At 52.9% G+C, this 22245-nt stretch carries 14 protein-coding genes and 1 riboswitch; of the genes, 5 read left to right on the top strand and 9 right to left on the bottom strand.

Features of this window, described 5'->3' with window-relative positions; genetic code table 11:
• The first annotated feature begins 243 nt into the window (after nt 1-243).
• Genes aceB through aceK form a run of 3 tightly spaced genes read left to right on the top strand, consistent with a single transcriptional unit; the run spans nt 244 to nt 5019 of the window.
• Nucleotides 244-1842 (top strand): malate synthase A, encoded by a 1599-nt coding sequence (gene aceB / locus QNH99_RS20520; protein ID WP_410517140.1) that lies wholly within the window; start codon nt 244-246, stop codon nt 1840-1842.
• Nucleotides 1843-1859: 17 nt separating this feature from the next.
• Nucleotides 1860-3161 carry an isocitrate lyase gene (gene aceA, locus QNH99_RS20515; protein ID WP_410515841.1) on the top strand — a complete coding sequence of 434 codons (1302 nt, stop codon included), beginning with the start codon at nt 1860-1862 and terminating at the stop codon, nt 3159-3161.
• A gap of 58 nt (nt 3162-3219) precedes the next feature.
• A complete protein-coding gene (gene aceK, locus QNH99_RS20510) occupies nt 3220-5019 on the top strand; it encodes a bifunctional isocitrate dehydrogenase kinase/phosphatase (RefSeq protein WP_410517139.1) in 1800 nt (599 codons plus the stop codon).
• Here aceK and uxuR read toward each other — a convergent pair.
• The 3 genes from uxuR to QNH99_RS20495 form a co-directional block, all read right to left on the bottom strand.
• On the bottom strand, nt 4977-5747 hold the full coding sequence (gene uxuR / locus QNH99_RS20505) for a Uxu operon transcriptional regulator (protein WP_145394198.1): 771 nt from the start codon (nt 5745-5747) through the stop codon (nt 4977-4979). The two genes, aceK and uxuR, sit on opposite strands and share 43 nt — an antisense overlap.
• Before the next feature lie 209 nt (nt 5748-5956).
• Nucleotides 5957-7219 carry a glucuronide uptake porin UidC gene (uidC, locus tag QNH99_RS20500; protein WP_283378777.1) on the bottom strand — a complete coding sequence of 421 codons (1263 nt, stop codon included), beginning with the start codon at nt 7217-7219 and terminating at the stop codon, nt 5957-5959.
• 123 nt (nt 7220-7342) lie between these two features.
• Nucleotides 7343-8872, bottom strand: a complete 1530-nt coding sequence (locus QNH99_RS20495; RefSeq protein WP_096010478.1) for an MFS transporter — start codon at nt 8870-8872, stop codon at nt 7343-7345.
• Nucleotides 8873-9457: 585 nt separating this feature from the next.
• Here QNH99_RS20495 and QNH99_RS20490 point away from each other — a divergent pair.
• On the top strand, nt 9458-10636 hold the full coding sequence (locus QNH99_RS20490; RefSeq protein WP_063877966.1) for a serine hydrolase domain-containing protein: 1179 nt from the start codon (nt 9458-9460) through the stop codon (nt 10634-10636).
• A gap of 145 nt (nt 10637-10781) precedes the next feature.
• Here QNH99_RS20490 and iclR read toward each other — a convergent pair whose 3' ends face one another.
• Nucleotides 10782-11612, bottom strand: coding sequence for a glyoxylate bypass operon transcriptional repressor IclR (gene iclR / locus QNH99_RS20485; RefSeq protein ID WP_410517138.1), 831 nt, complete (start codon nt 11610-11612; stop codon nt 10782-10784).
• A 192-nt stretch (nt 11613-11804) separates the two neighbouring features.
• Here iclR and metH point away from each other — a divergent pair, with 192 nt between their 5' ends.
• Nucleotides 11805-15488: a methionine synthase gene (gene metH, locus QNH99_RS20480; RefSeq protein ID WP_410517137.1), complete on the top strand. Its 3684-nt coding sequence runs from the start codon at nt 11805-11807 to the stop codon at nt 15486-15488.
• Between the two features lie 32 nt (nt 15489-15520).
• Here metH and QNH99_RS20475 read toward each other — a convergent pair whose 3' ends face one another.
• From QNH99_RS20475 to pgi, 5 genes are all read right to left on the bottom strand, one after another.
• Entirely contained in the window at nt 15521-17611 is a 2091-nt protein-coding gene (locus tag QNH99_RS20475; RefSeq protein ID WP_410517136.1) for a YjbH domain-containing protein, read from the bottom strand.
• The gene (locus tag QNH99_RS20470; RefSeq protein WP_410517135.1) at nt 17611-18354 is read right to left on the bottom strand and encodes a capsule biosynthesis GfcC family protein; all 744 of its coding nucleotides are present in this window, start codon (nt 18352-18354) and stop codon (nt 17611-17613) included. Before QNH99_RS20470 ends, QNH99_RS20475 begins: the two co-directional genes overlap by 1 nt.
• A complete protein-coding gene (locus QNH99_RS20465) occupies nt 18351-18998 on the bottom strand; it encodes a YjbF family lipoprotein (protein WP_063877971.1) in 648 nt (215 codons plus the stop codon). Before QNH99_RS20465 ends, QNH99_RS20470 begins: the two co-directional genes overlap by 4 nt.
• A 193-nt stretch (nt 18999-19191) precedes the next feature.
• Nucleotides 19192-19440, bottom strand: a complete 249-nt coding sequence (gene yjbE, locus QNH99_RS20460; protein WP_063881076.1) for an exopolysaccharide production protein YjbE — start codon at nt 19438-19440, stop codon at nt 19192-19194.
• Nucleotides 19441-20004: 564 nt separating this feature from the next.
• Nucleotides 20005-21651, bottom strand: coding sequence for a glucose-6-phosphate isomerase (pgi, locus tag QNH99_RS20455; protein ID WP_283349845.1), 1647 nt, complete (start codon nt 21649-21651; stop codon nt 20005-20007).
• Nucleotides 21652-22050: 399 nt separating this feature from the next.
• A riboswitch (Lysine riboswitch) is annotated at nt 22051-22243 on the top strand.
• Nucleotides 22244-22245: the final 2 nt, after the last annotated feature.

Raw genomic sequence — 22245 nt, 5'->3', positions numbered from 1 at the left:
GAACCGTGTTAGCCGCTGGCAGCACGGTTTTTTTTCGTCTGTAAAACGTGAGTGAAAAGTATTACCTGTTAAAAAATAAAATAAATCATTTATTAATCATGATGATAAGTTGTTTATTTATTAAAAATGGAAATAGTTTTTGATTTTAAAATTAAAATGAATATGCTCTGATCCTGTAGCTCAATAATTACCCTATATGCGGATCACCCGTTTTGATCCGCCTGAAAACAGGAGAGAGCAAACATGACAGACTCCGTTATCAACAGTGAATTACTGTTCAGCAAGCCCTTTAATGATGCTGAAAAACAGCTGCTTACCGCAGATGCCATCGCTTTCTTACAGGCGCTGGTGACGCGTTTTGCGCCACAGCGTGAGGCGCTGTTAACCGCACGTCAGGTAAGGCAGAAGCAGTATGATTCCGGCCAGCTACCGAGTTTCGATATGGAAACTGTTTCCATAAGGGATCGTGAATGGGCCATCCGCGGCATCCCGACCGATTTACAGGATCGTCGAGTGGAGATCACCGGCCCGCCCGATCGCAAAATGGTGATTAACGCCCTGAATGCCAACGTAAACGTGTTTATGGCAGATTTTGAGGACTCTCTGGCACCCACCTGGGAAAAACTGATTGATGGGCAGCAAACCCTACGCGAAGCCGTTGCCGGCACGCTGCGTTATACCAGCGATAACGGCAAAATCTATCAGCTACGAGCCGATCCTGCGGTATTGATGTGTCGGGTTCGTGGCCTGCATCTGTCTGAAAAACATGTTAGCTGGCAGGGCAATGCGATTCCCGGCGGTCTGTTTGACTTCGCACTCTACTTTTTTCATAACGTCAAAGCCTTACTGGCAAAAGGCAGTGGCCCCTATTTTTACCTGCCAAAAACCGAGAGCTGGCAGGAGGTAGCGTGGTGGCGGGACATTTTCAGCTTTGCCGAGGATCGTTTTGATCTGGCGCGCGGTACCATCAAAGCCACCGTGTTGATCGAAACGCTACCGGCTGTTTTCCAGATGGATGAGATCCTGTGGAATCTGCGGGATCATATCGTGGGACTGAACTGCGGCCGCTGGGATTATATTTTTAGCTATATCAAAACGCTGCGCGAACATGCGGATCGGGTTCTGCCCGATCGCCAGTCTGTAACCATGGCTCAGCCATTTCTGGATGCTTACTCACGATTACTGATCCGAACCTGTCATCGACGTGGCGCTTTCGCCATGGGCGGCATGTCAGCGCTCATTCCCAGCAAAGACAGCGCGCGAAATGAATGGGTACTGCAGCGCGTTACAGAAGATAAACAGCGTGAAGCCAACAACGGACATGACGGCACCTGGATTGCGCATCCCGGCCTGGCAGACACGGCGATGTCAGTGTTCAACGATGTGCTGGGTGAACGCCCCAATCAGCTCAACATTCTGCGGCAGGATGACCGCCCGATAACGGCTGAACAACTTCTGGCACCCTGTGAAGGCGATCGAACGGAAACGGGCATGCGCGCCAATATTCGGGTGGCGTTGCAGTATCTGGAAGCCTGGATTAGCGGCAATGGTTGTGTCCCCATTGATGGCCTGATGGAAGATGCCGCAACCGCAGAAATTGCCCGTACCTCTATCTGGCAATGGATACGCCACCATAAATCCCTGCAGGATGGACAGCCAGTGACGGCGGAACTGTTTCAGCAGCTACTGAATGATGAGTTGCAAACGTTACAGATGCATCTGGGTGATAAGTCTTTCAGTTCAGGTCGTTATGAGGAAGCGGCGCGCTTGATGGCGCAGATCACAACCCAGGACGAACTGGTTTCTTTTCTTACTCTGCCAGGCTACCGCCTGCTTCCCTGACTCAAGGAGCCGTTGCCATGACACGTACTCAACACATCCAGCAACTCGAAAAATACTGGCAGGACGCGCGCTGGCAGGACATTACCCGCCCCTACAGCGCAGAAGAAGTCGTTAATCTACGCGGTTCGGTTCTGCCAGCCTGCACTCTGGCAGAGCGCGGGGCGGTGAAACTCTGGTCGCTGCTCAACGGTGATGCCAGAAAAGGCTATATCAACAGTCTGGGGGCACTCACAGGCGGTCAGGCGTTGCAACAGGCAAAAGCCGGTATAGAAGCGATATACCTCTCTGGCTGGCAGGTCGCTGCCGATGCCAACGTGGCAGGGCAGATGTATCCCGATCAGTCGCTCTATCCGGTTAACTCTGTGCCTGAGGTGGTCACCCGCATTAACCAGACGTTCCAGCGCGCCGACCAGATTCAGTGGGCCAACGGTATCGAACCGGGGGACAGCCGCTTTGTCGACTATTTCCTGCCCATCGTGGCCGATGCAGAAGCCGGTTTTGGTGGCGTGCTGAATGCGTTTGAGTTGATGAAGTCAATGATCAGCGCAGGCGCGGCGGCCGTGCACTTTGAGGACCAACTGGCGGCCGTGAAGAAATGCGGCCATATGGGCGGAAAGGTGTTGGTGCCAACCCAGGAAGCCGTGCAGAAACTGGTGGCGGCGCGCCTGGCCGCCGATGTGATGGGCGTGCCCACTATTCTGCTGGCGCGCACCGATGCGGATGCCGCCGATCTGATTACCTCTGACTGTGATGAATACGATCGGCCGTTTATCCGCGGCGACCGCACGGCGGAAGGCTTTTTCCGTACCAACGCTGGTATTGAGCAGGCCATCAGCCGGGGGCTGGCTTATGCCCCTTATGCCGATGTCTTGTGGTGCGAAACCGCCACGCCAGATTTGGCAATGGCCCAGCGTTTTGCCGATGCCATCCACGCCCGCTATCCAGGCAAGCTACTGGCTTACAACTGTTCGCCCTCGTTTAACTGGAAAAAGAATCTCGATGATAAAACCATCGCAGCCTTTCAGCAGGCGCTCAGTGACATGGGTTATCGCTTCCAGTTCATTACGCTGGCCGGTATTCACAGCATGTGGTTCAACATGTTCGACCTTGCGCACGCTTACGCCCAGGGCGAAGGCATGCGTCACTATGTGGAAAAAGTACAGCAGCCGGAGTTTGCTGCCCGCGAACGGGGTTACAGCTTCTCCTCGCATCAGCAAGAGGTTGGTACCGGCTATTTCGATCGGGTGACCACTACGATTCAGGGCGGTAAGTCGTCGGTGACGGCCCTGACAGGCTCCACCGAGGAGCACCAGTTTTGAGTTGAGTCTGTGTCTTTCCCGCCCGGTATTAACGGGCGGGCTTTTTCAGGAGGGAATCATGCCGCCACGCGAATCACTGATTGCGCATACCATTCTGCAGGGGTTCGACGCGCAGTATGGCCGTTTTCTCGACATTACTGCGGGCGCACAACAGCGTTTTGAACAGGCCGAATGGCAAGCGGTACAGCAGGCGATGAAGGCGCGTATTCATCTTTATGATCATCACGTAGCTCTGGTCGCCGATCAGCTACGGGCACTGAACGGGGCGGCACACTGGGACGATACATTTTGGCTGGCGATCAAAAGCCATTATGAAACCTTGTTACCCGACTATCCGCGCTATGAAATTGCCGAGAGCTTTTTTAATTCGGTTTACTGCCGGTTGCATGGACATCACGCGCTGCAGCCGGAACGTCTGTTCATTTTCAGCTCACAGCCGGCCTCGGCACCCACGCACTCTGCGCGCCCGCTGGCGCGAACCTATCTGCCACATCAGGGCTGGCAAGTGCTGCTCGATCAGGTACTGCGCGACGTGCCGTTAACGTTGCCATGGCAGGATCGGGAGCGCGATGAAGCGTGGATTTTACGGCATTTGCATGAGCAATTTTCCGCATCACAGTTGGATAATGGCTGGCTGGACGTTTGCAGTGAACTGTTTTTTCGTAATAAAACGGCCTGGATTGTTGCCCGGCTGCATCTGCCAAACGGTATTTTCCCCTGTCTGTTACCGATTCAACGTAGCGATAAGGGCGAGCTGTGGATTGATACTTGCCTGACGGACGTGAACGATGCCAGCATCGTATTTGGCTTTGCCCGCGCCTATTTTATGGTTTACGCCCCGCTACCTGCGGCGCTGGTGGCCTGGCTCAAGCCCATATTGCCAGGGAAAACGCTGGCAGAACGTTATATGGCCATCGGTTGTCAGAAACATGGCAAGACGGAAAGCTACCGGGAATATCTGCAGGCGCTGGCGCAATCCGACGCCGCGTTTGAGATTGCACCGGGCATACGTGGCATGGTGATGCTGGTCTTCACATTACCGGGCTTTGACCGGGTATTTAAAGTCATCAAAGATCGGTTTGCCCCGCAAAAAGAGGTCACCGAAATGCAGGTGAGGGCCTGCTATCAACAGGTCAAAGAGCATGACCGTGTGGGACGCATGGCCGATACACAGGCTTTCGAACAGTTTGCGCTGCCGCTCGCGCGCATTGCGCCGGCGCTGCTGCTGGAGTTCCAACAGACGATTTCCGGGAAACTACGCATCGAAGGCGATCGCCTGATCATCAGTCATCTCTGGCTGGAGCGCCGTATGCAGCCGCTTAATCTCTATCTGGCACAGGCCAGTGAAAGCCAGCGCCAGCATGCCATTGAAGAGTACGGCAATGCGATCAAGCAGCTGGCTGCCGCCAACATTTTCCCCGGCGATATGCTGTTTAAAAACTTTGGTATCACCCGGCATGGGCGCGTCGTGTTTTATGATTATGATGAAATCCGGCCTATGCACGAACTCACTTTTCGCGATGTGCCACAGGCGCGTTATGAAGAAGATGAACTCTGTGCAGAACCCTGGTACAGCGTGGGGCCGGATGACGTTTTCCCTGAAACCTTCCGTTATGCATTATGCAGCGAGCCAGCGACAGGTGCGCTGCTACAAAAGCGGCATCCGGAAATTTTTGAGGCGGGCTGGTGGCGGGCGCAACAGCAGCGTATCGCCCAGGGACATATTGAGGATGTGATGGCCTGGCAACATGCTCAGCGTTTCAGCATCCGTTACGGCAGCGCGTTGCCGCCCGGTGTGCCTGCCGTGACAGGCGTTCAGGCGTCAGTATTTGCCAGCGGCCATGAGTCAAACAGGTAACCATCAAAGTCGAGGTCATCCACATTGGAAAACTCCAGCAGGCGCTGTTTAACATTTTCCAGATGTTGCCACATTGCCCGCTTGGCAGCGCGAGCATCTTTTTTGATGAGTGCAGCAAGAATTTGCCGGTGATCCCCTAACCATGCTTTGCGATAAAGCGTATCACCAAGGTGGCTATGCAATTGAATCCACATGGGATTATTTTCACGCCACTGCCATGACTGACGAAACAGTTCGACCAGCATGCTGTTATGCGTCGCTTCGGCGATGGCAAGATGGAAATGCATGTCACCGCTCTCTGAGTTTTCCAGCGAGCAGGACACCAGTTCGCGCTCTTCTAACAGCAGGGCCTGGCGCATCTTGATGATATCCTGGCGGGTGGCTTGAAGTGCAGCAAACTCGGCGATATTACTTTCCAGCAGCTGCCGTGCCTGGAGCTGCTCAAACGGGCCCGCATCATTGCAAAAGCCGGTGTTCACATTGTTCATGTGCAGCGGCGTTTGAGACTCAACGACATAAATACCCGCACCGCGTCTGACTTCAATCAACCCCTCTATTTCCAGCATAATTAAGGCTTCGCGCACCACGGTCCGGCTGACGTCAAGCCTCTCAGCCATTTCGCGCTCTGGCGGCAAACGCTGACCACAGCGGTAAGGGGTTTCCAGAACAAGCTGCCGAATTTTAGCAGCCACCTGCTGATAGGGCCTCTGTTGAGAGGCAGATTTCATGATGATGCTCCTGTCGGACACGCGCTACCGGCAAAAACTATACCACCTAAATCCTGCGGCAACAGGGTTCTACGCACGACAGGATAAACAGGTCAACCAGATGGGTAGGGGATTTATTCTTTGCGTAACAAGTATTTAAATAATCATTAAAAAGCGGCGCTAACAAGTGCCGCTTTTGAAACATCTTTGTGACGTGCAAGGGGAAACGGTCACTTAAGCATAAAGTCGTATTGTATGCCGGCTTTCACATCCCAGTAATAGAGTGTGTCACCCAGTGCGCTGCCAGGCCGTTTCTCTCTGGCGCGGTCAGCCGCCACATACATGTTGAGTCCTTTGAACGATCCCTCTGTGACGTTGTACATCACGCCGCCCATCAGCCCCAGCCCTTTGATCCTGGTATTGCGCTGCTTGTCTTCATAACCTCGGGTGATCACCGGCCCCAGCATCACACCGAGGTTCTGGTTAAAGAAATATTGCCCGCCAAGCTGAACCGACAGCATGTTTTCTTTATTGCGATCGATACTCAGTGAATCGGGATAACCGATGTCGGTATAAATAATGCGACCATCAATGTCATGTGTCAGTTTACCGATAGCGCCAAACAGGCGCGCATTGTCAAACGAGTAGGTTAAACGACCCGAAACCAGCGCGGTGTCATGATGGTAGCTGAGGGGTTTACTCATTCCCTCAACCTGACCGTAAAACCCCATCAACTCCCATTTCAGCGAGCGATTATCATCAAAGGTGTGGGTTTTTTCGAAAATGCTTTGGATCTGCGTTGAAACATCTGGCTGGTAAGAGGCACCAACCGAATAGCGTGAAGAGGCATCGTGCCAGGAACCGGCCAGATAAGTGCGCGCCCGACGGGGATAATAGTTGCCCGTTGCGGTGTCAATCACCCCTTCATCACGTATACCGGTAGCCGAATCAACATAGTAAAAGGCGCGCTTACGCCACATTGACCACAACGTCAGGTTTTCTGTTGCCTCAAAGCGGGCCAGCACACCTTCAGAAAGGGTCTGTATCGTGCGCGACGAATTATCGGCAATCAATGGGATGCGGTACGGCAAACTACCGTAACCATAGTCAGTCCCAAATCGGCCCAGGGTTAAGTAAAGATTATCAGCCGGTTTAAGTTTGAGTGCGCCGATAGCCACACCAAAACTGTCGTGCCCGTCCAGATAGTAGCGCGTGCTCCAGCCGTCTTTGGCGCCCAGCTTGTAAACATAGTACGCACCTGCGCTAACGCCGATAAAGTCAGCGTAGTAGCGGGTATTCACGTCAATAAGTCCGCCTTGCACCCAGGCGTAAATATCACGCCCCGTGCCAGCACTGGGCTTATCTGCCCGTCTAAAATCATTTTTTAAACGAATTCTTAAACTGTCTTCATTGTCATTAATGGCGGCGGCGTACGGCAGCGCGGGGCAAAGCAGCAACGCGATAGCCATGTAGCGAAAAAAGTGTGTTTTCATAAAGGAACCCATAGCGTATTTATTATTTTTTTCATGACATTCAGGCGAAAGCAGAGTGGGCTGCTATCCGGTTGGATAAGCCATGCGTAACGGGCAACCCACTGCAAAACAGGCCTGGCTGAATTAAGGACGCGCGTTATTCTCCTGCTGCCACACCTGCTCATAGTCATAGCCGGTCAGGGCCTTCACCACGACTTTAGTCTCGGGTGTACAGTCGGCTTTATTCCCGCCCGCCTTCAGACGATCAATTTCTTTCACCAGAACCCGATGTGTTTCGCGGGTGAGCTTAAATTTGAAGGTCATATATAAGCTGATGAGTAATAAACCGCCGGTGCCAAAGACCAGCAGGCCGGTAATCGCATTCAGAGCACTTTCAGGCTGGATTAGCTGGCCTTTAACGAAATTACTGTGTTCCAGTACGGTACCGACCGCCATAATGGCGATGGCGACGGTACTTTTACGCATCAGCGTCATGACACCGGCAAAAACACCTTCACGCCGCTGACGCGTGACCATTTCATCCACATCAGGAATAAAGCTGTAAATATTCCAGGGGATAAAATAAAGTCCCGCGCGACCAAAGCCCAACAGAACAAAGACCAGTGTGGTCAGCCACCATGAAGAAACCGCGCTATGGCCGATATACATCAAAATGAGGTAGCCCAGTACAACAAAAACACACAGATAAGAAATACGCATAGCAAGCGCGGGCCGGATATTCAGCTTGTCCAGCATAAACATAAAAAGCAGCGTTGCGGGAATGGAAACGGAGGTGGCAATCGAAAGGTAGGCGGATGCGTTTGCCGCATCCAGGTTCAGACCATAAACCACGAAATAAACAAAAACCGCAATGAAAATATCCAGTGCCGTGAATGATGAAATATAGATAATCAGGTGCTGTCTGAATATTTTTATCTTGAACGTCGTGGCCAGCTCGATGAACATATTTTTCAGGTGAGCTAAAAGCCCAATACCCGGCCCAGAATTGAGCCGCTCAAACGCTTCGGGATTCATATCTTTTGATTCCCAGGTACAGTACCAGGTGATCAGCACCACAATAAAAAACAGACCTGAAAACAGGATGCCGGTATAGGTAAAGGTCAGCGCTGAATCCTGGCCCAAATACTGGATCATAATGCCCGGTACTGAGGCGGTGAGAAACACACCCACCTGCGAAAACGTCAGACGGACTGCCGCCATCCGGGTTCGCTCACCAAAATCATTGGTCATCTCTGCCGCCAGGGTTTCCCAGGGCACCAGCACCATAGCCACCAGTAACTCGACGGCGAGATAGGTGCCAAGATAGTACCAGTAGCCCATATCACTGACCCAGACCAGCGCATAGATAAACATCATCGGGGCGCTGATCAGCAGAAAGAAGCGGCGTCGACCAAAACGTTTACCCAATCGGGTGCTGCCAAATTTATCGGTGATATAGCCCATTATTGGGCTGAGAATGGCGTCAATGATGCGGGCAATAGCAAAAATCGAGCTCGCCTCCAGCATGGAAAGTCCACAAAACGTCGTATAGAAAAACAGTAGCCATGTACCGATTAGCGCCATGGAACCGCCGCCAAAAATATCGGTAATGCCATAGCCTATTGCGGTGCCCGTCCCCACCTTCCTGCGTGGCGGTATTGTTGTTGTCATCATGGTTTTCCCTTGATTAAATCAGTGTGACAGTCATAAAACATCTTCCGGTGGTTATGCGTTCGTGAAGATGAAGAAATATTTTCTGTTTGGTTTTTAATTAGATAAATAGTTATGTTTAATCGGAGTTTTGTTTAAATGATGATCCTCCTTTGTTGTTTTTATTATTTTCTGATCTGGCTATTTTAAATAAGTAAAGCAAGCTGTGTATTAATGTTTGGTTTATTTTGGTTGACCAGTATTAAGCGCGGTAGAGATAAGAAGTCAGTTTTTTTTTATTGTTTTTCAGTCTGTTTTTATAAAAGTGGTGCGAGGGCATAGTAATCACTCTGCTCTTTTAAAAAAAAGAGGTTGATCACAAATCCCCTGGATGTCCATCAGTTAGACTTAAATTCAATTTTTGGTTGACCAATTAAATAAGTGAGGTGTTTTTTGCGACAGGCGGATGTTATTTAGTGTGTTTATTATTTGGAGTGATTGTTAAGTAGGATGGTTAATAAAATATATATAAAGTGAATTTAATGCGTAATGCAAAGAATGCATAACGATAATGCCTTTCATTTTTCCAATTTATTCAAGGAATCGATAATGCTTTATTTTACATCAGGACTGGTTAAATACTCTGCGAAGCTTGAAGCCGCAATAGATGCGGCTATTGATTATGCAATAGATATACAGCGTGTTGTTGGGTGCACGGTGATGGTGGCAAAAGCGGGCGAATTAATTTATCAGCGGGCGGCAGGGCTGGCTGACCGAGAGCAAAAGAAAAGCATGACGCCGGACGCCATTTTCCGCCTTGCCTCACTGACTAAGCCCATAGTGAGCCTGACGGCAATGCGCCTGATTGAACAAGGCGACATGCGTCTTGATGACGATATTACCCGCTGGCTTCCCGATTTTCGTCCCTGTCTGGAAGACGGTCAGCCTGCGACCATCCTGGTGCGGCACCTTCTGAGCCACACCTCCGGTTTACGCTACCGCTATTCCGCTCCGGCGGATTCTCTTTACCACACGCTGAATGTGTCTGACGGGATCGATTACCAACCGGGATTGACCCTCGAGGAGAATCTGCAGCGCCTTGCAGGCACCCGGTTACAGTTCAGGCCCGGAACCGGCTGGCGTTATTCTTTGGGCATTGATGTCCTGGGCGAAATCATGGTGCGGGCGACGGGAAAAAGCTTACCGGAGCTGGTGAGTCATCACGTAACAACCCCACTCGGGATGAAAGATACGCTGTTTAGCGTCAGGGACAGGGAGCGTTTAACCACGGTGTATACCGACGACAGTCCGGCGCCCACGGCGATGAGTGATAACCAGCGGATACCTTTCGGTGAAGGTGCCGCTATTTTCTGCCCTGATCGTATTCTTAAACCCGACGCCTGGCCCTGCGGTGGGGGTGGCATGGCAGGGACGGCACCAGACTTTATGCAATTGCTGGAAACCCTCCGGCGGCAGGGATCGCCTCTCATCTCACAAGACAGTTTTGACTATATGACGCAGGAACAGGTGGCGGCGAAATATGCGACCCAGGGGCCAGGATGGGGATTTGGCGTGGGATGGGCATTGCTGGTGGACCCTGATGCGGCCAGATCGCCTCAGTCAGCAGGTACGCTCTCGTGGAGTGGTGCTTACGGCCACACCTGGTTCGTCGATCGCAAAAACGAATTGTGCGTGGTCGCCATGACAAACACGACACCGGAAGGGGTCAATGGTCAGTTCCCCATCATGCTGCGCGATGCCGTGTATAAAGGGTTACAGGCGCGGTGACGGGAAGGCGCTGACGGCTGGCGCCTCTTTTTGAGGCGCTGGCCAGCCCGCAGGTTGGCTCGGGTACAGGCTGTTGCTGATAAAGACCGTGGTTTATAACGTATGAGGGCGGCTGCGCCAGTGTTATCGGGCGGTCAGCCGTGACTTAGCGACCACTGTAGGCCAGCGTCACCTGACGCGCTTCACGGATGACCAGCGCACCCAGTTCGGTAATGCGATTGTCAGTCATGCGGGCGATAGGGCCTGAAATCGAAAGTGCAGCGAAAGGTTCGCCATGTTCGTCATAAAGGGGGGCCGCCACACAACGCAAACCGAGGGCATGTTCTTCATCATCGAAAGAAAACCCTCGCGTGCGAATCTGGGCCAGGTTCGTTTTCAGGCTTTGTGGCGACATCAGTGTCTTTGGCGTGTAGTAATGTAAGCCTTTCTGATGCAGCAGCGCGGTGACCTGTTCGTCGCTGAGATGGGCCAGAAAAGCTTTACCGGCTCCCGATGCATGCATCGGCAGTTTACCGCCGATCGGCGCGGACATGCGCATCAGTTGCGTGCACTGCACCTGATCGATAATAACGGCCTGAAAATCGCTAAGATCCAGCACCGCCAGGTTGACTGTTTCACCGGAATGCTCCATCAGCGTGCGTAGCACCGGGTGGACCAAGGCCAGCAGATTCCGGCTCTGCAAAAAACTGCTGCCGATGACAAATGCCTGTGCGCCAATGGTCCAGTAACCCAAATCACCTTCCTGCCGCACGAAACCCTGCTGTTGCATCGTGGTCAGCAAGCGGTGGGTGGTGGAATTAGGCAGGCCCGCCTGCTGTGCCAGTTCAGTCAGGGCTACGCTGCCATGTGAATTGGCGATTAACGCCAACAGCGTTAATCCCCGGGTCAGTGACTGAACCTGACCGCCCACGGGCGCTGATGGGGCAGGGGTGCCACGGGGTTTTTTACCGCGTTTTGCGGGGACAGGCGTTGCCATATTGTCTCTCCTTTTCACATAGTGGAAACCATTTTCGTTTTAATCTCGTCAATTGCAAACGCTGACGCGCTGGTCAGACCTGATAGCGGCTTCTGCTGAAAATCTCAACTAAGGTTACTTTGAGCCATAACGACCTTATGCAAGAATGACTGGCTGGTATTTCACCAGCGGATTGACGTGGATGAGACAACAGTGAGCAATCTAACCGACGCGCTGCATCAGCAACTTGCCCAACGCATTATGCTATTAGACGGTGGCATGGGCACCATGATCCAGAGCTATAAACTGGACGAGCACGATTTTCGTGGCAGCCGTTTTGCTGACTGGCCCTGCGATCTCAAAGGCAATAACGATCTGCTGGTGTTAACGAAGCCAGAGGTGATCCGCGAGATCCATGAAGCGTATCTGGCCGCCGGTGCTGACATTGTGGAAACCAATACCTTTAACGCCACCCCCATTGCGATGGCGGACTACCAGATGGAAGCCCTGTCGGCGGAAATCAACTTCGCGGCCGCGAAGCTGGCACGCGCCAGTGCCGATGCGTGGACGGCGAAAACGCCAGATAAACCGCGCTACGTGGCAGGTGTACTCGGCCCAACTAACCGCACCTGTTCGATCTCACCTGATGTTAACGATCCTGCTTTCCGTAATGTCACCTTTAATCAGTTGGTGGACGCCTACCGTGAATCCACTCGGGCGCTGGTGGAAGGCGGTTGTCACATCATTATGATTGAAACGGTGTTCGATACGCTCAACGCCAAAGCGGCCATCTTTGCGGTCAAAACGGAAATGGAAGCCCTGGGCGTGGCGCTGCCGTTGATGATCTCCGGAACCATCACCGATGCTTCAGGCCGCACGCTTTCCGGACAAACTACCGAAGCCTTTTATAATGCGTTGCGCCACGCTGAGCCCTTATCCTTTGGCCTGAACTGCGCGCTGGGCCCGGATGAATTACGCCAGTATGTCGCCGAACTGTCGCGCATCGCGGAAGGCTATGTCACGGCTCATCCCAATGCCGGTTTGCCCAACGCCTTTGGTGAATACGATCTCGACGCAGACGTAATGGCACAGCAGATTGGCGAATGGGCCAACGCTGGCTTTCTGAATATTATTGGCGGCTGCTGCGGCACGACGCCACAGCACATCGCCGCGATGGCGGCGGCGGTAGAAGGCGTTGCGCCGCGTAAGCGTCCCACGTTGCCGGTTGCCTGCCGACTCTCGGGTCTTGAACCACTGAATATCAGCGCCGGGTCGCTGTTTGTGAACGTGGGCGAACGTACCAACGTTACCGGCTCCGCCAGGTTTAAACGCCTGATAAAAGAAGATAAATACAACGAGGCGCTGGAAGTCGCGTTACAGCAGGTTGAGAGCGGTGCCCAGATTATTGATATCAACATGGATGAGGGAATGCTGGACGCAGAAGTGGCGATGGTGCGTTTCCTCAATCTGATTGCCGGTGAACCCGATATTGCCCGCGTGCCCATTATGATCGACTCCTCAAAATGGGCGGTCATCGAAAAGGGGCTGCAGTGCATACAGGGAAAAGGCATCGTTAACTCTGTCTCAATGAAAGAGGGCGAAGCCGCATTTATCCATCATGCCCGGCTTGTCCGCCGCTACGGGGCTGCCATGGTGGTGATGGCATTTGATGAAGTGGGACAGGCCGATACCCGTGAGCGGAAGATTGAGATCTGCCGTCGCGCCTACCAGATCCTGACGCAACAGGTGGGTTTCCCGCCGGAAGACATCATTTTCGATCCCAATATTTTTGCCGTTGCGACCGGTATTGAAGAGCATAACAACTACGCGATGGATTTTATCGGGGCGTGCGAAGACATCAAGCGCGAGCTGCCTCATGCCATGATCTCGGGCGGTGTGTCTAACGTCTCGTTCTCTTTCCGGGGTAACGATCCGGTACGTGAGGCGATTCACGCGGTATTTCTCTACTACGCCATTCGTAACGGTATGGACATGGGGATCGTTAACGCCGGACAGCTAGCCATTTATGACGACCTGTCCGACGAACTGCGTGAGGCGGTTGAGGACGTGGTGCTTAACCGACGTGCCGACGGCACCGAACGGTTACTGGCGCTGGCGGAAAAATATCGCAGCAGTAAAAGTGACGGTGCGGATGAAAAACAGCAAGCCGAATGGCGTGGCTGGGACGTGGTGAAACGGCTGGAATACTCGCTGGTAAAAGGCATCACGGAATTTATTGAGCTGGACACGGAAGAAGCCCGTCAGCTGGCCGCACGTCCGATTGACGTGATTGAAGGGCCGCTGATGGCCGGTATGAATGTGGTCGGCGATCTGTTTGGTGAAGGCAAAATGTTCCTGCCGCAGGTCGTCAAATCTGCCCGCGTGATGAAGCAGGCCGTCGCCTGGCTGGAACCCTATATTCAGGCCAGTAAAGAAGCCGGGCGCAGTAACGGCAAGATTGTGCTGGCGACGGTAAAAGGTGACGTCCACGACATCGGCAAAAACATCGTTGGCGTGGTGTTACAGTGCAATAACTATGAAATTATCGATCTCGGCGTGATGGTGCCAGGCGAGAAAATCCTGAAAACCGCGCGTGAAGTGAATGCTGACATCATTGGTCTTTCTGGCTTAATTACGCCCTCGCTGGATGAAATGGTCAACATGGCGAAAGAGATGGAGCGTCAGGGCTTCACGCTGCCGTTGTTAATTGGTGGCGCAACCACCTCTAAAGCCCATACGGCGGTGAAAATCGAACAGAACTACAGTGGGCCCACCGTGTATGTGCAAAACGCTTCGCGCACGGTCGGTGTTGTGTCATCCCTGCTCTCCGACACGCTCAGGGATGACTTTGTCGCCCGTACGCGAAAAGAATATGAAACCGTGCGAATTCAACATGCGCGTAAAAAACCCCGCACACCGCCGGTGTCACTCAGCGTGGCGCGCGATAATGCCACGAAAATTGACTGGGAGAGTTATACACCACCGGTGGCGAAGCACAGGGGCGTGAGGCGCGTGGAAGCCGACATTGATGTGCTGCGCAATTACATTGACTGGACGCCGTTCTTTATGACCTGGTCGCTGGCAGGTAAATACCCGCGCATCCTTGAAGATGAGGTAGTGGGCGATGAAGCGAAACGGCTGTTTGCCGATGCCAACGCCATGCTGGATAAGCTGAGTGCAGAAAAGGCGCTGACGCCACGCGGCGTGGTGGGCATATTCCCGGCTAACCGCGTGGGCGACGATATCCATATCTTCACCGATGAGCAGCGCGATACTGTACTGAATGTCAGCCATCATCTGCGGCAGCAAACGGAAAAAACAGATTTTGCCAATTACTGCCTGGCCGATTTCGTGGCACCGAAAACCAGCGGTAAAGCAGATTACCTGGGTGCCTTTGCGGTTACGGGCGGCCTGGAGGAGGATGTGCTGGCCGAGGCTTACGATAAGCAACACGACGACTATAACAAGATTATGGTCAAAGCCATTGCTGACCGCTTAGCCGAAGCCTTCGCAGAATATCTGCACGAACAGGTGCGTAAAACGATTTGGGGGTTTGCCCCCGACGAAAACCTGAGCAATGAGGCACTGATCCGCGAGAATTATCAGGGGATTCGTCCGGCTCCGGGTTATCCCGCCTGCCCGGAACATACCGAGAAAGCGGCTATTTGGGCGCTGCTGGATGTGGAAACCCATACCGGCATGAAACTCACGGAGTCTTTTGCCATGTGGCCCGGTGCTTCGGTGTCAGGCTGGTATTTCAGTCATCCTGACAGCCGCTACTTCGCCGTGGCGCAAATTCAGCGCGATCAGGTTGAAGACTACGCGGCACGCAAAGGCATGTCCGTCAGCGAAGTGGAACGCTGGCTGGCGCCCAACCTGGGTTACGACGCAGACTAAAAAAGCAAGGCAGCCAGAAGGCTGCCTTTTTGTTAGTTAAACCGGGCGTCACGGTCCGAGGTCATATCGTACAACTGGTACTTACGTCCCAGCATCTGACCACCGTCACGTGTGAGCGGCACCCAGTTAATCTGCGCACGGCCACGGGTTGGCGTAACGGTAAACAGATCCATTGGAACAGAGATGTAGAAGCCTTTGGTAAAGTCGCCTTCACCATACTGCTGCGATGACACATTGGTTTTAGTGGCATAAACGCCCACCATTACGCCACTGTCGAAGCGTTTGGACACATCAATGGTGACGCCTTTATCCTTCGCCAGATACTGCCCGACGCTGGCTTTGACCAGGACATCCTGCATAAACCAGGGACGCCAGTAGCCCGTGAGGTTGCCGGTAGGTGCCTCGTAACGGGTGAATCTCATCATGTCATCCCAGTCACGCTGACGCACATAGTTGGCGTCCACCCCAACGGCCCAGTTGCTGTCAACCGGACGATAGAGCACTTCCCCACCTACGCCGCCATACATGGTTTCCAGATAGCCGCCATAAACCTGACCATAGAAGCCATTGCCCAGATAATCCATGTAGTTGGCTTGCAGATCGTTGACGTAAACATTGTTCTCAACGTAGTCGCGAATGTGCGTACGCACACGCGGCAGCGTTGAATCTGCAGGCGCGCCGTTGTAGTTAAACTTGTTGTAGTTATTCGCCACGTTAGCAAACAGGCTACCGCCGACCAGAAAATGATCGGTAAGCCAGTAATCGACATTGCCCATCACGCCGACCTGGTACAGATAGAAACTTTCCGGGCCGCCCACCGACTGGTTCAGTACCGGCGACAGGCTGTAACTCAGGCGCTCTTTACGAATAAACATGCCCTGCTCAGTAGGGGCCGGATCAACAGGATTTTTGCGGACCTGTTGTAACGGCTGCTCATGGCCTAACGGATAACCACCCAGTTCATTGCGCAGGCTGGCAACAGAGGTTTCCGTGGTGACCTGCGGCATATTGTAACGCGACTCCGTCACGTTAATGGTTTCAATACCGTCCGGCAGATTATTCATGATGATACGATTTGCGCGATCCACGCCTTCGCGCGTATCGCGGTATTTGGTTTGCTCGCCCGAGACGTATAACGTGCTGCCCTTGGTCTGAATTTTTGGCCCTGCCAGGCCAGCGTTAGACTTCAGTTCAGACAGCTGGCTACCGGTGACCGTGGTCTCCAGCAGTTTAGGCTGCGGATTCGGCTGGTAAGCAGGCTTCGGACTGTCGATATGATCCTGATGCATATCGTTGAAATTAGTGCGGATGGTAAAGCCGAACATAAAGGTGTTGCCGCGTTCATAGCTGGCATTGATATCTGCCCAGTCCGTCAGGCGATAGATCGCGCCCACGTTGACCTTGCTGCGTTGTGGCAGGCGTCCGGCAAAATCATCCTTGTAATCGTTACCTTCGTATTCCACCTTCAGGCGCAGCGGCTGCCACGGCGTCTGGTATTCGATCCCGCCGAACACGGCGGAAGGGCCATGGAACATCTGCGAGCCGTTGATCGATCCCGCCTGACCGACGCCAGGACGCTGACAGTAGCTGTCGCTGTAGGAACAGAAGGGGTTTTTGACGGTGCCGCTGTTGCCCAGATAGCCCCAGCCCATCCCCAACGTAAAGTCGAAGGGGCCCCAGGCTTTGGTGGCGACCAGATATTCACTGTCAAACAAACCGGTACCGCCCAGATCGCGGGTACCAAATGACACCTCCGGCAGCCAGTAACCTTCCTGCCACAGTCGCAGTTTCAGGTCGAAGGCCTTATCTTTATAGCTTTGATTGCCGCTGAAGCTTTCCACCGCACTGTAACGCCGGGTCCGCACGTCGGTATAACGCACGGTGGTTTCCAGCCAGGGGAACAGCTGTAACGAAGCAGAATAGTAGCGGTACTGGTCATTATCACGGAAATTCAGGCTGAATTCGCCCTCTTTCGCCATACGTGCGGTAGGCACCTGCATCAGGCCCACACCGCCAAAATCAGACTGCGAAGGCGTTACCGGGGCCGCATACATTTCCGCATGGGCCTGGCAGGCGCTTGCCACAGAAACAGCCAACAGGCTGAGAAGATAACGTTTTTTCATCAGTCTGGTATCCGGTGAGTCAGAACAGAAACGAGGCGGCTATTCAGGTCTTCATACGCGCCAGGCAGGCTCCATGACGAAAAGCCCGTCATAATGATGCTGCCGGGTTCGGGTTCGACGTGGCGGTGATTCCAGTAAGCCACGGGCGCTTCCTGCGTCGTACCATCCGGCGCAATCACAATCGCGATGTTGCGTTCTGCACCAGACAGGAGCGGGTGATCGCTCAGGTAATCCCGCACTGATTTACCCGGTTGCCAGCTCACAGCACCGGCCCCCGCGATGGGGCCAAACAGCAGGACGCTGGTGCTGGGCTGGGTCAGATAGAGATCGTAACGGCCTTCCAGGCGGCGGTTATCCATTGGGTGCAGGCGAATCCAGTCGGGGTCCAGTGACGTGAACTGCCGCCCGGTCACCTTGATGCTGCTTAACTGACGTATCACAGCATCAATGGCGGCGGCTTGTCCTCCGCTGCTGTCAGCACGCCAGGCACGTAGCTGCGCCAGTGTCTGCTGATACTGTTGTTGTGCTATTGCCGTCGCGCCGTATTCGGCAATGACGGCGCGACGCCAGTCTGTTTGTGCCATCAGTGCGGGCTGAGTCACCAACTGGGCCAGGTTCTCTACCTGATTGACCTGGACGCTGTTCGTATCATGGGGCGCATGCACGGTGACCTGGCCTGCGGCCTGCGCACCCAGACTGGTGAGCAGGCTCACTCCTGCCAACAATAGTGTTATTTTTTTCATGATTTTGCCGGCTTCAGAATGGTGATATCAACAGGGAAAGTATCGGCAGCCAGCATCTGTCGGGATTGCACCACCTGACCACTGCTGTTGTCGATCCAGAACGTGTTTTGCCACTCGCGGTTAAGGCTGTCGATATGCAGCTGCTCATGCCAGACGCGACAGGCAATGCGGTTTCCCGCAATATTCAGCACCTCATCGTCGCCACGCTCAAAGGTTGAGCTCAGGGTACCGCTATGAACGTTGCCCTGAACGGTCCACTGAACAATCCGCGTCCAGCGCTGGCCATTGCTAATGTGCAGGCCTTTTGCCAGCGGGTCTTGCTGGAGATTGCTGACGCTTGTCAGGTTATCAGGCAAGCCCAGGGTTTTGATCAGTCTGCCGTGTGCGGTGACCAGCATGGACTGATCGCGCGTCACCCACTTTTGCTGACCGTTTTCGTTATAACCCAACACGACAAAAATGCGTGGACCGTCATTGATTCGGGCATACAGGCTGGCATAGGGCAGATTATCAATCTGCTGAGGCGTAACGGTGACGTCATCTGGCCCTTCAATGGCCATCATCACGGTTTGTTCGAGTCCTTTTTGCGTTTGTGTACAGGCCTGCAGCAGCAGGCAAACGAGCAGCAGAGGAAGTTGGCGCACAGTGTGTCCCTGATAAATGATGCCAAAGTAAAAATAACCACACGAAAGTGTGGTTATGTTTAAAGCTCCCGTACCCTTACTCTTTCAGGCCGCCGACGCAGTGGCGTCCTGATGGCGACTCATTAACTTGCGCAAATGAATCGTGATATGCGCGTTCGCAGCCTTGCTACAGCCCGAAGGAGCAGGGTACCCATCAACGTGTGGTGCCCGTTGTGGTTGTGGTTGTTGTACCAGTATTTGCCCCGTCACCACCGCCAGAAGCGGCAACACCGAGTCCTACTAACGCGCCAAGCACGCCGATACCCACAGCGGTAGTCGTACCTGCGGACATAGTGCCCGCTTGTGCGCCCGCTGCAGCACCTGCTTCTTCCGGCGCGGCAAACGCACTGGAAGAGACGGCTACGATGAGTAATGCCAGACCGGCAATCATGCGTTTTTTCATAACAACACCTACATTGAGTGAATGAAGGATTGCTATCCGACAATTCTGCACAACAGAATGAACCGTTGCCGCAAAGTCGAAGGACAGACCCATTACGGGCGCGTCCAGTATAGGGCAACAAAATACCAGAGTTCAGTAACGTAAAAACCTGTCGAAATGCAGGGCAAAAAACGGGCTAAATTAAGTAAATTTAGCGTTAACTTATTTTAAAGCCGTGAGTTTGTCTTAAAAGGCCGAATATTTGTCTGCGAACAGGGAGAAAGCAAAGCGGTTTCTACTTATTTAGTATTGTTTGGTACGGAATAAGAATAATCGGAATTTCCTCACGCATGAATAAATTAAATAGCATTATAAAACAACAGGTAAGAATGTTCTGTGTGCTGATTTAGGTCCATTTTTAATAAGATTGTCATATTCAAACACCAGTCATCTTCAGATTTGCCTCAGCCTATTTTAAGAATTATCCAATCCGTTTGCGGGCTTTTCAGATTAAAAGCGGGTTGCACTCAGCGCCATGCAATGAAAAAGGCGACTAAATAGCCGCCTTTTTGTGCTTGTGGAAATTTAACGCCAGCTCTTGTAGCAATTAATTAAGGCATTAGTGGAGCTGTCATGACTGGTAATATTACTGTCATTTTCCAGCTCTGGCAGAATACGGTTCGCCAGCTGTTTACCCAGTTCAACGCCCCACTGGTCAAAGGTAAAGATATTCAGGATGGCACCCTGGGTGAAGATTTTATGCTCATACAGGGCAATCAGGGCACCCAGGCTAAATGGGGTGATTTCGCGTAACAAAATGGAGTTAGTCGGCCGGTTACCTTCAAAAACCTTAAACGGCACGATGTGCGCCACCGATTCCGCAGATTTGCCGGCATCGGTAAATTCTTTCTGCACCACGTCACGCGATTTACCAAAAGCCAGCGCTTCGGTCTGGGCAAAGAAGTTAGAGAGCAGTTTAGGGTGATGATCGGCAAGCGCATTGTGACTCACTGCCGGTGCGATAAAGTCGCACGGCACCAGTTTGGTTCCCTGATGAATCAACTGGTAGAACGCGTGCTGGCCGTTCGTGCCCGGTTCGCCCCAGATAATCGGGCCTGTCTGGTAGGTGACAGGCTGACCTGCACGGTCAACGTATTTACCGTTCGACTCCATATTTCCCTGCTGGAAATAGGCCGCAAAGCGATGCATATATTGGTCATACGGCAGGATGGCTTCTGTTTCAGCCCCGAAGAAGTTGTTGTACCAGATTCCGATCAACGCCAGCAGTACCGGAATATTCTGTTCTGCGGGCGTCGTTGAGAAGTGCTTGTCCATGGCGTGGGCGCCACTCAGCAACTGCTCAAAATTATCGAAGCCAATGGAGAGGATAATCGACAGGCCGATTGCTGACCACAGTGAATAGCGACCGCCAACCCAGTCCCAGAATTCGAACATGTTGTCCGTATCAATACCAAATTCACCTACCGCTTTGGCGTTGGTGGAAAGCGCTGCGAAGTGCTTGGCAACGTGCTGTTGATCGCCGGCGGTTTTCAGGAACCAGTCACGTGCGCTGTGCGCGTTAGTCATGGTTTCCTGCGTGGTAAAGGTCTTAGAGGCGACCAGGAACAGCGTGGTTTCAGGGCTGAGATCTTTCAGCGTTTCCGCGATGTGCGTGCCGTCAACGTTGGACACAAAATGCATGTTCAGGTGGTTTTTATACGGACGCAGCGCTTCAGTGACCATAAACGGGCCGAGGTCGGAGCCACCGATACCGATGTTAACGACATCCGTGATGGGCTTTCCGGTATAGCCTTTCCAGTCACCGCCGATAATGCGTTCTGAAAAGCCTTTCATTTTTTCCAGCACGGCGTTGACTTCAGGCATCACATCTTTGCCATCAACAATAATCGGCGTATTACTGCGGTTGCGCAGCGCGACGTGCAACACGGCGCGATCCTCAGTGCGGTTAATCTTCTCACCGGAGAACATGGATTTAATCGCACCACTTAAATCGGTTTCTTTTGCCAGTGCCTGAAGCTTATCGAGGGTTTCCTGGGTAATGCGGTTTTTGGAAAAATCCACCAGCATCTGGTCGTCAAAGGTGGCTGAGAATTTAGCAAAACGATCGGCATCCTGGGCAAACAGGTCGGCAATTTTCGCCGTTTTCATCTGTTCATAGTGCTCTTGCAGCGCTTTCCAGGCTGCGGTTTGGGTCGGATTGATATTTTTCATGGCAACACTCTTGTTGATATTAAGAACCGTCATTCCATCGGGGTCGCATCGTACCCGGTTAGCATTTCAGTATGACCACAGTTGCAACTGAAAGGAAAATTTTGTCTGCGCCATAATGGCACGGTAATGAAAACCGTCTGTTTCACGGTGGATAATGCCGCTAAATTTCAGTCTGATCCCATGGGAGAAGGGCTGAAAAGTATGGCGCATTGGCGGCCCGCATACTTTGTGCCGCATCAGAAAGTGGTGGCCTTGCTGAAGCCATTAAGCACTGTAGTCGCTGCGATAAGGCGAAATTTGTTATCCGGTGCGCTCTGCATGAAAAATTGTCCCACGACGGTGATTGACAGCAGGGGCAGAAATCGATAAATCTATGCGCGCTACTTGCGCACCTGTGCGCAAGCCAGAAGAGGCGCGTCGCCCAGGCAGTGTGTTGGAGGAACCGTATCCGGAGATAACACATCAGGGGGAGCGACGCCGAGGTGGTCAACACACGGTGTGTTGCCTGTCGGCTACAGGGGCTGAATCCTCTGGGTTGTCACCAGAAACGTCCACAGTCGGACGTTTTGCAAGGTGGAGCGCTTCTGGGTGACT

The organism is Pantoea allii (assembly GCF_046529425.1).
Classification (GTDB): Bacteria; Pseudomonadota; Gammaproteobacteria; order Enterobacterales; family Enterobacteriaceae; genus Pantoea; species Pantoea allii.
Note: the sequence above shows the minus strand (reverse complement) of the source record. Positions and strands in the feature narration are given on the sequence as shown.

Coding starts and splice junctions, on each gene's coding strand:
- QNH99_RS20470 (WP_410517135.1), bottom strand. CDS start 18,354: ATGAAAAAAATAACACTATTGTTGGCAGGAGTGAGCCTGCTCACCAGT.
- iclR (WP_410517138.1), bottom strand. CDS start 11,612: ATGGCAACGCCTGTCCCCGCAAAACGCGGTAAAAAACCCCGTGGCACC.
- aceA (WP_410515841.1), top strand. CDS start 1,860: ATGACACGTACTCAACACATCCAGCAACTCGAAAAATACTGGCAGGAC.
- aceK (WP_410517139.1), top strand. CDS start 3,220: ATGCCGCCACGCGAATCACTGATTGCGCATACCATTCTGCAGGGGTTC.
- uidC (WP_283378777.1), bottom strand. CDS start 7,219: ATGAAAACACACTTTTTTCGCTACATGGCTATCGCGTTGCTGCTTTGC.
- yjbE (WP_063881076.1), bottom strand. CDS start 19,440: ATGAAAAAACGCATGATTGCCGGTCTGGCATTACTCATCGTAGCCGTC.
- uxuR (WP_145394198.1), bottom strand. CDS start 5,747: ATGAAATCTGCCTCTCAACAGAGGCCCTATCAGCAGGTGGCTGCTAAA.
- QNH99_RS20475 (WP_410517136.1), bottom strand. CDS start 17,611: ATGAAAAAACGTTATCTTCTCAGCCTGTTGGCTGTTTCTGTGGCAAGC.
- QNH99_RS20495 (WP_096010478.1), bottom strand. CDS start 8,872: ATGATGACAACAACAATACCGCCACGCAGGAAGGTGGGGACGGGCACC.
- pgi (WP_283349845.1), bottom strand. CDS start 21,651: ATGAAAAATATCAATCCGACCCAAACCGCAGCCTGGAAAGCGCTGCAA.
- QNH99_RS20490 (WP_063877966.1), top strand. CDS start 9,458: ATGCTTTATTTTACATCAGGACTGGTTAAATACTCTGCGAAGCTTGAA.
- aceB (WP_410517140.1), top strand. CDS start 244: ATGACAGACTCCGTTATCAACAGTGAATTACTGTTCAGCAAGCCCTTT.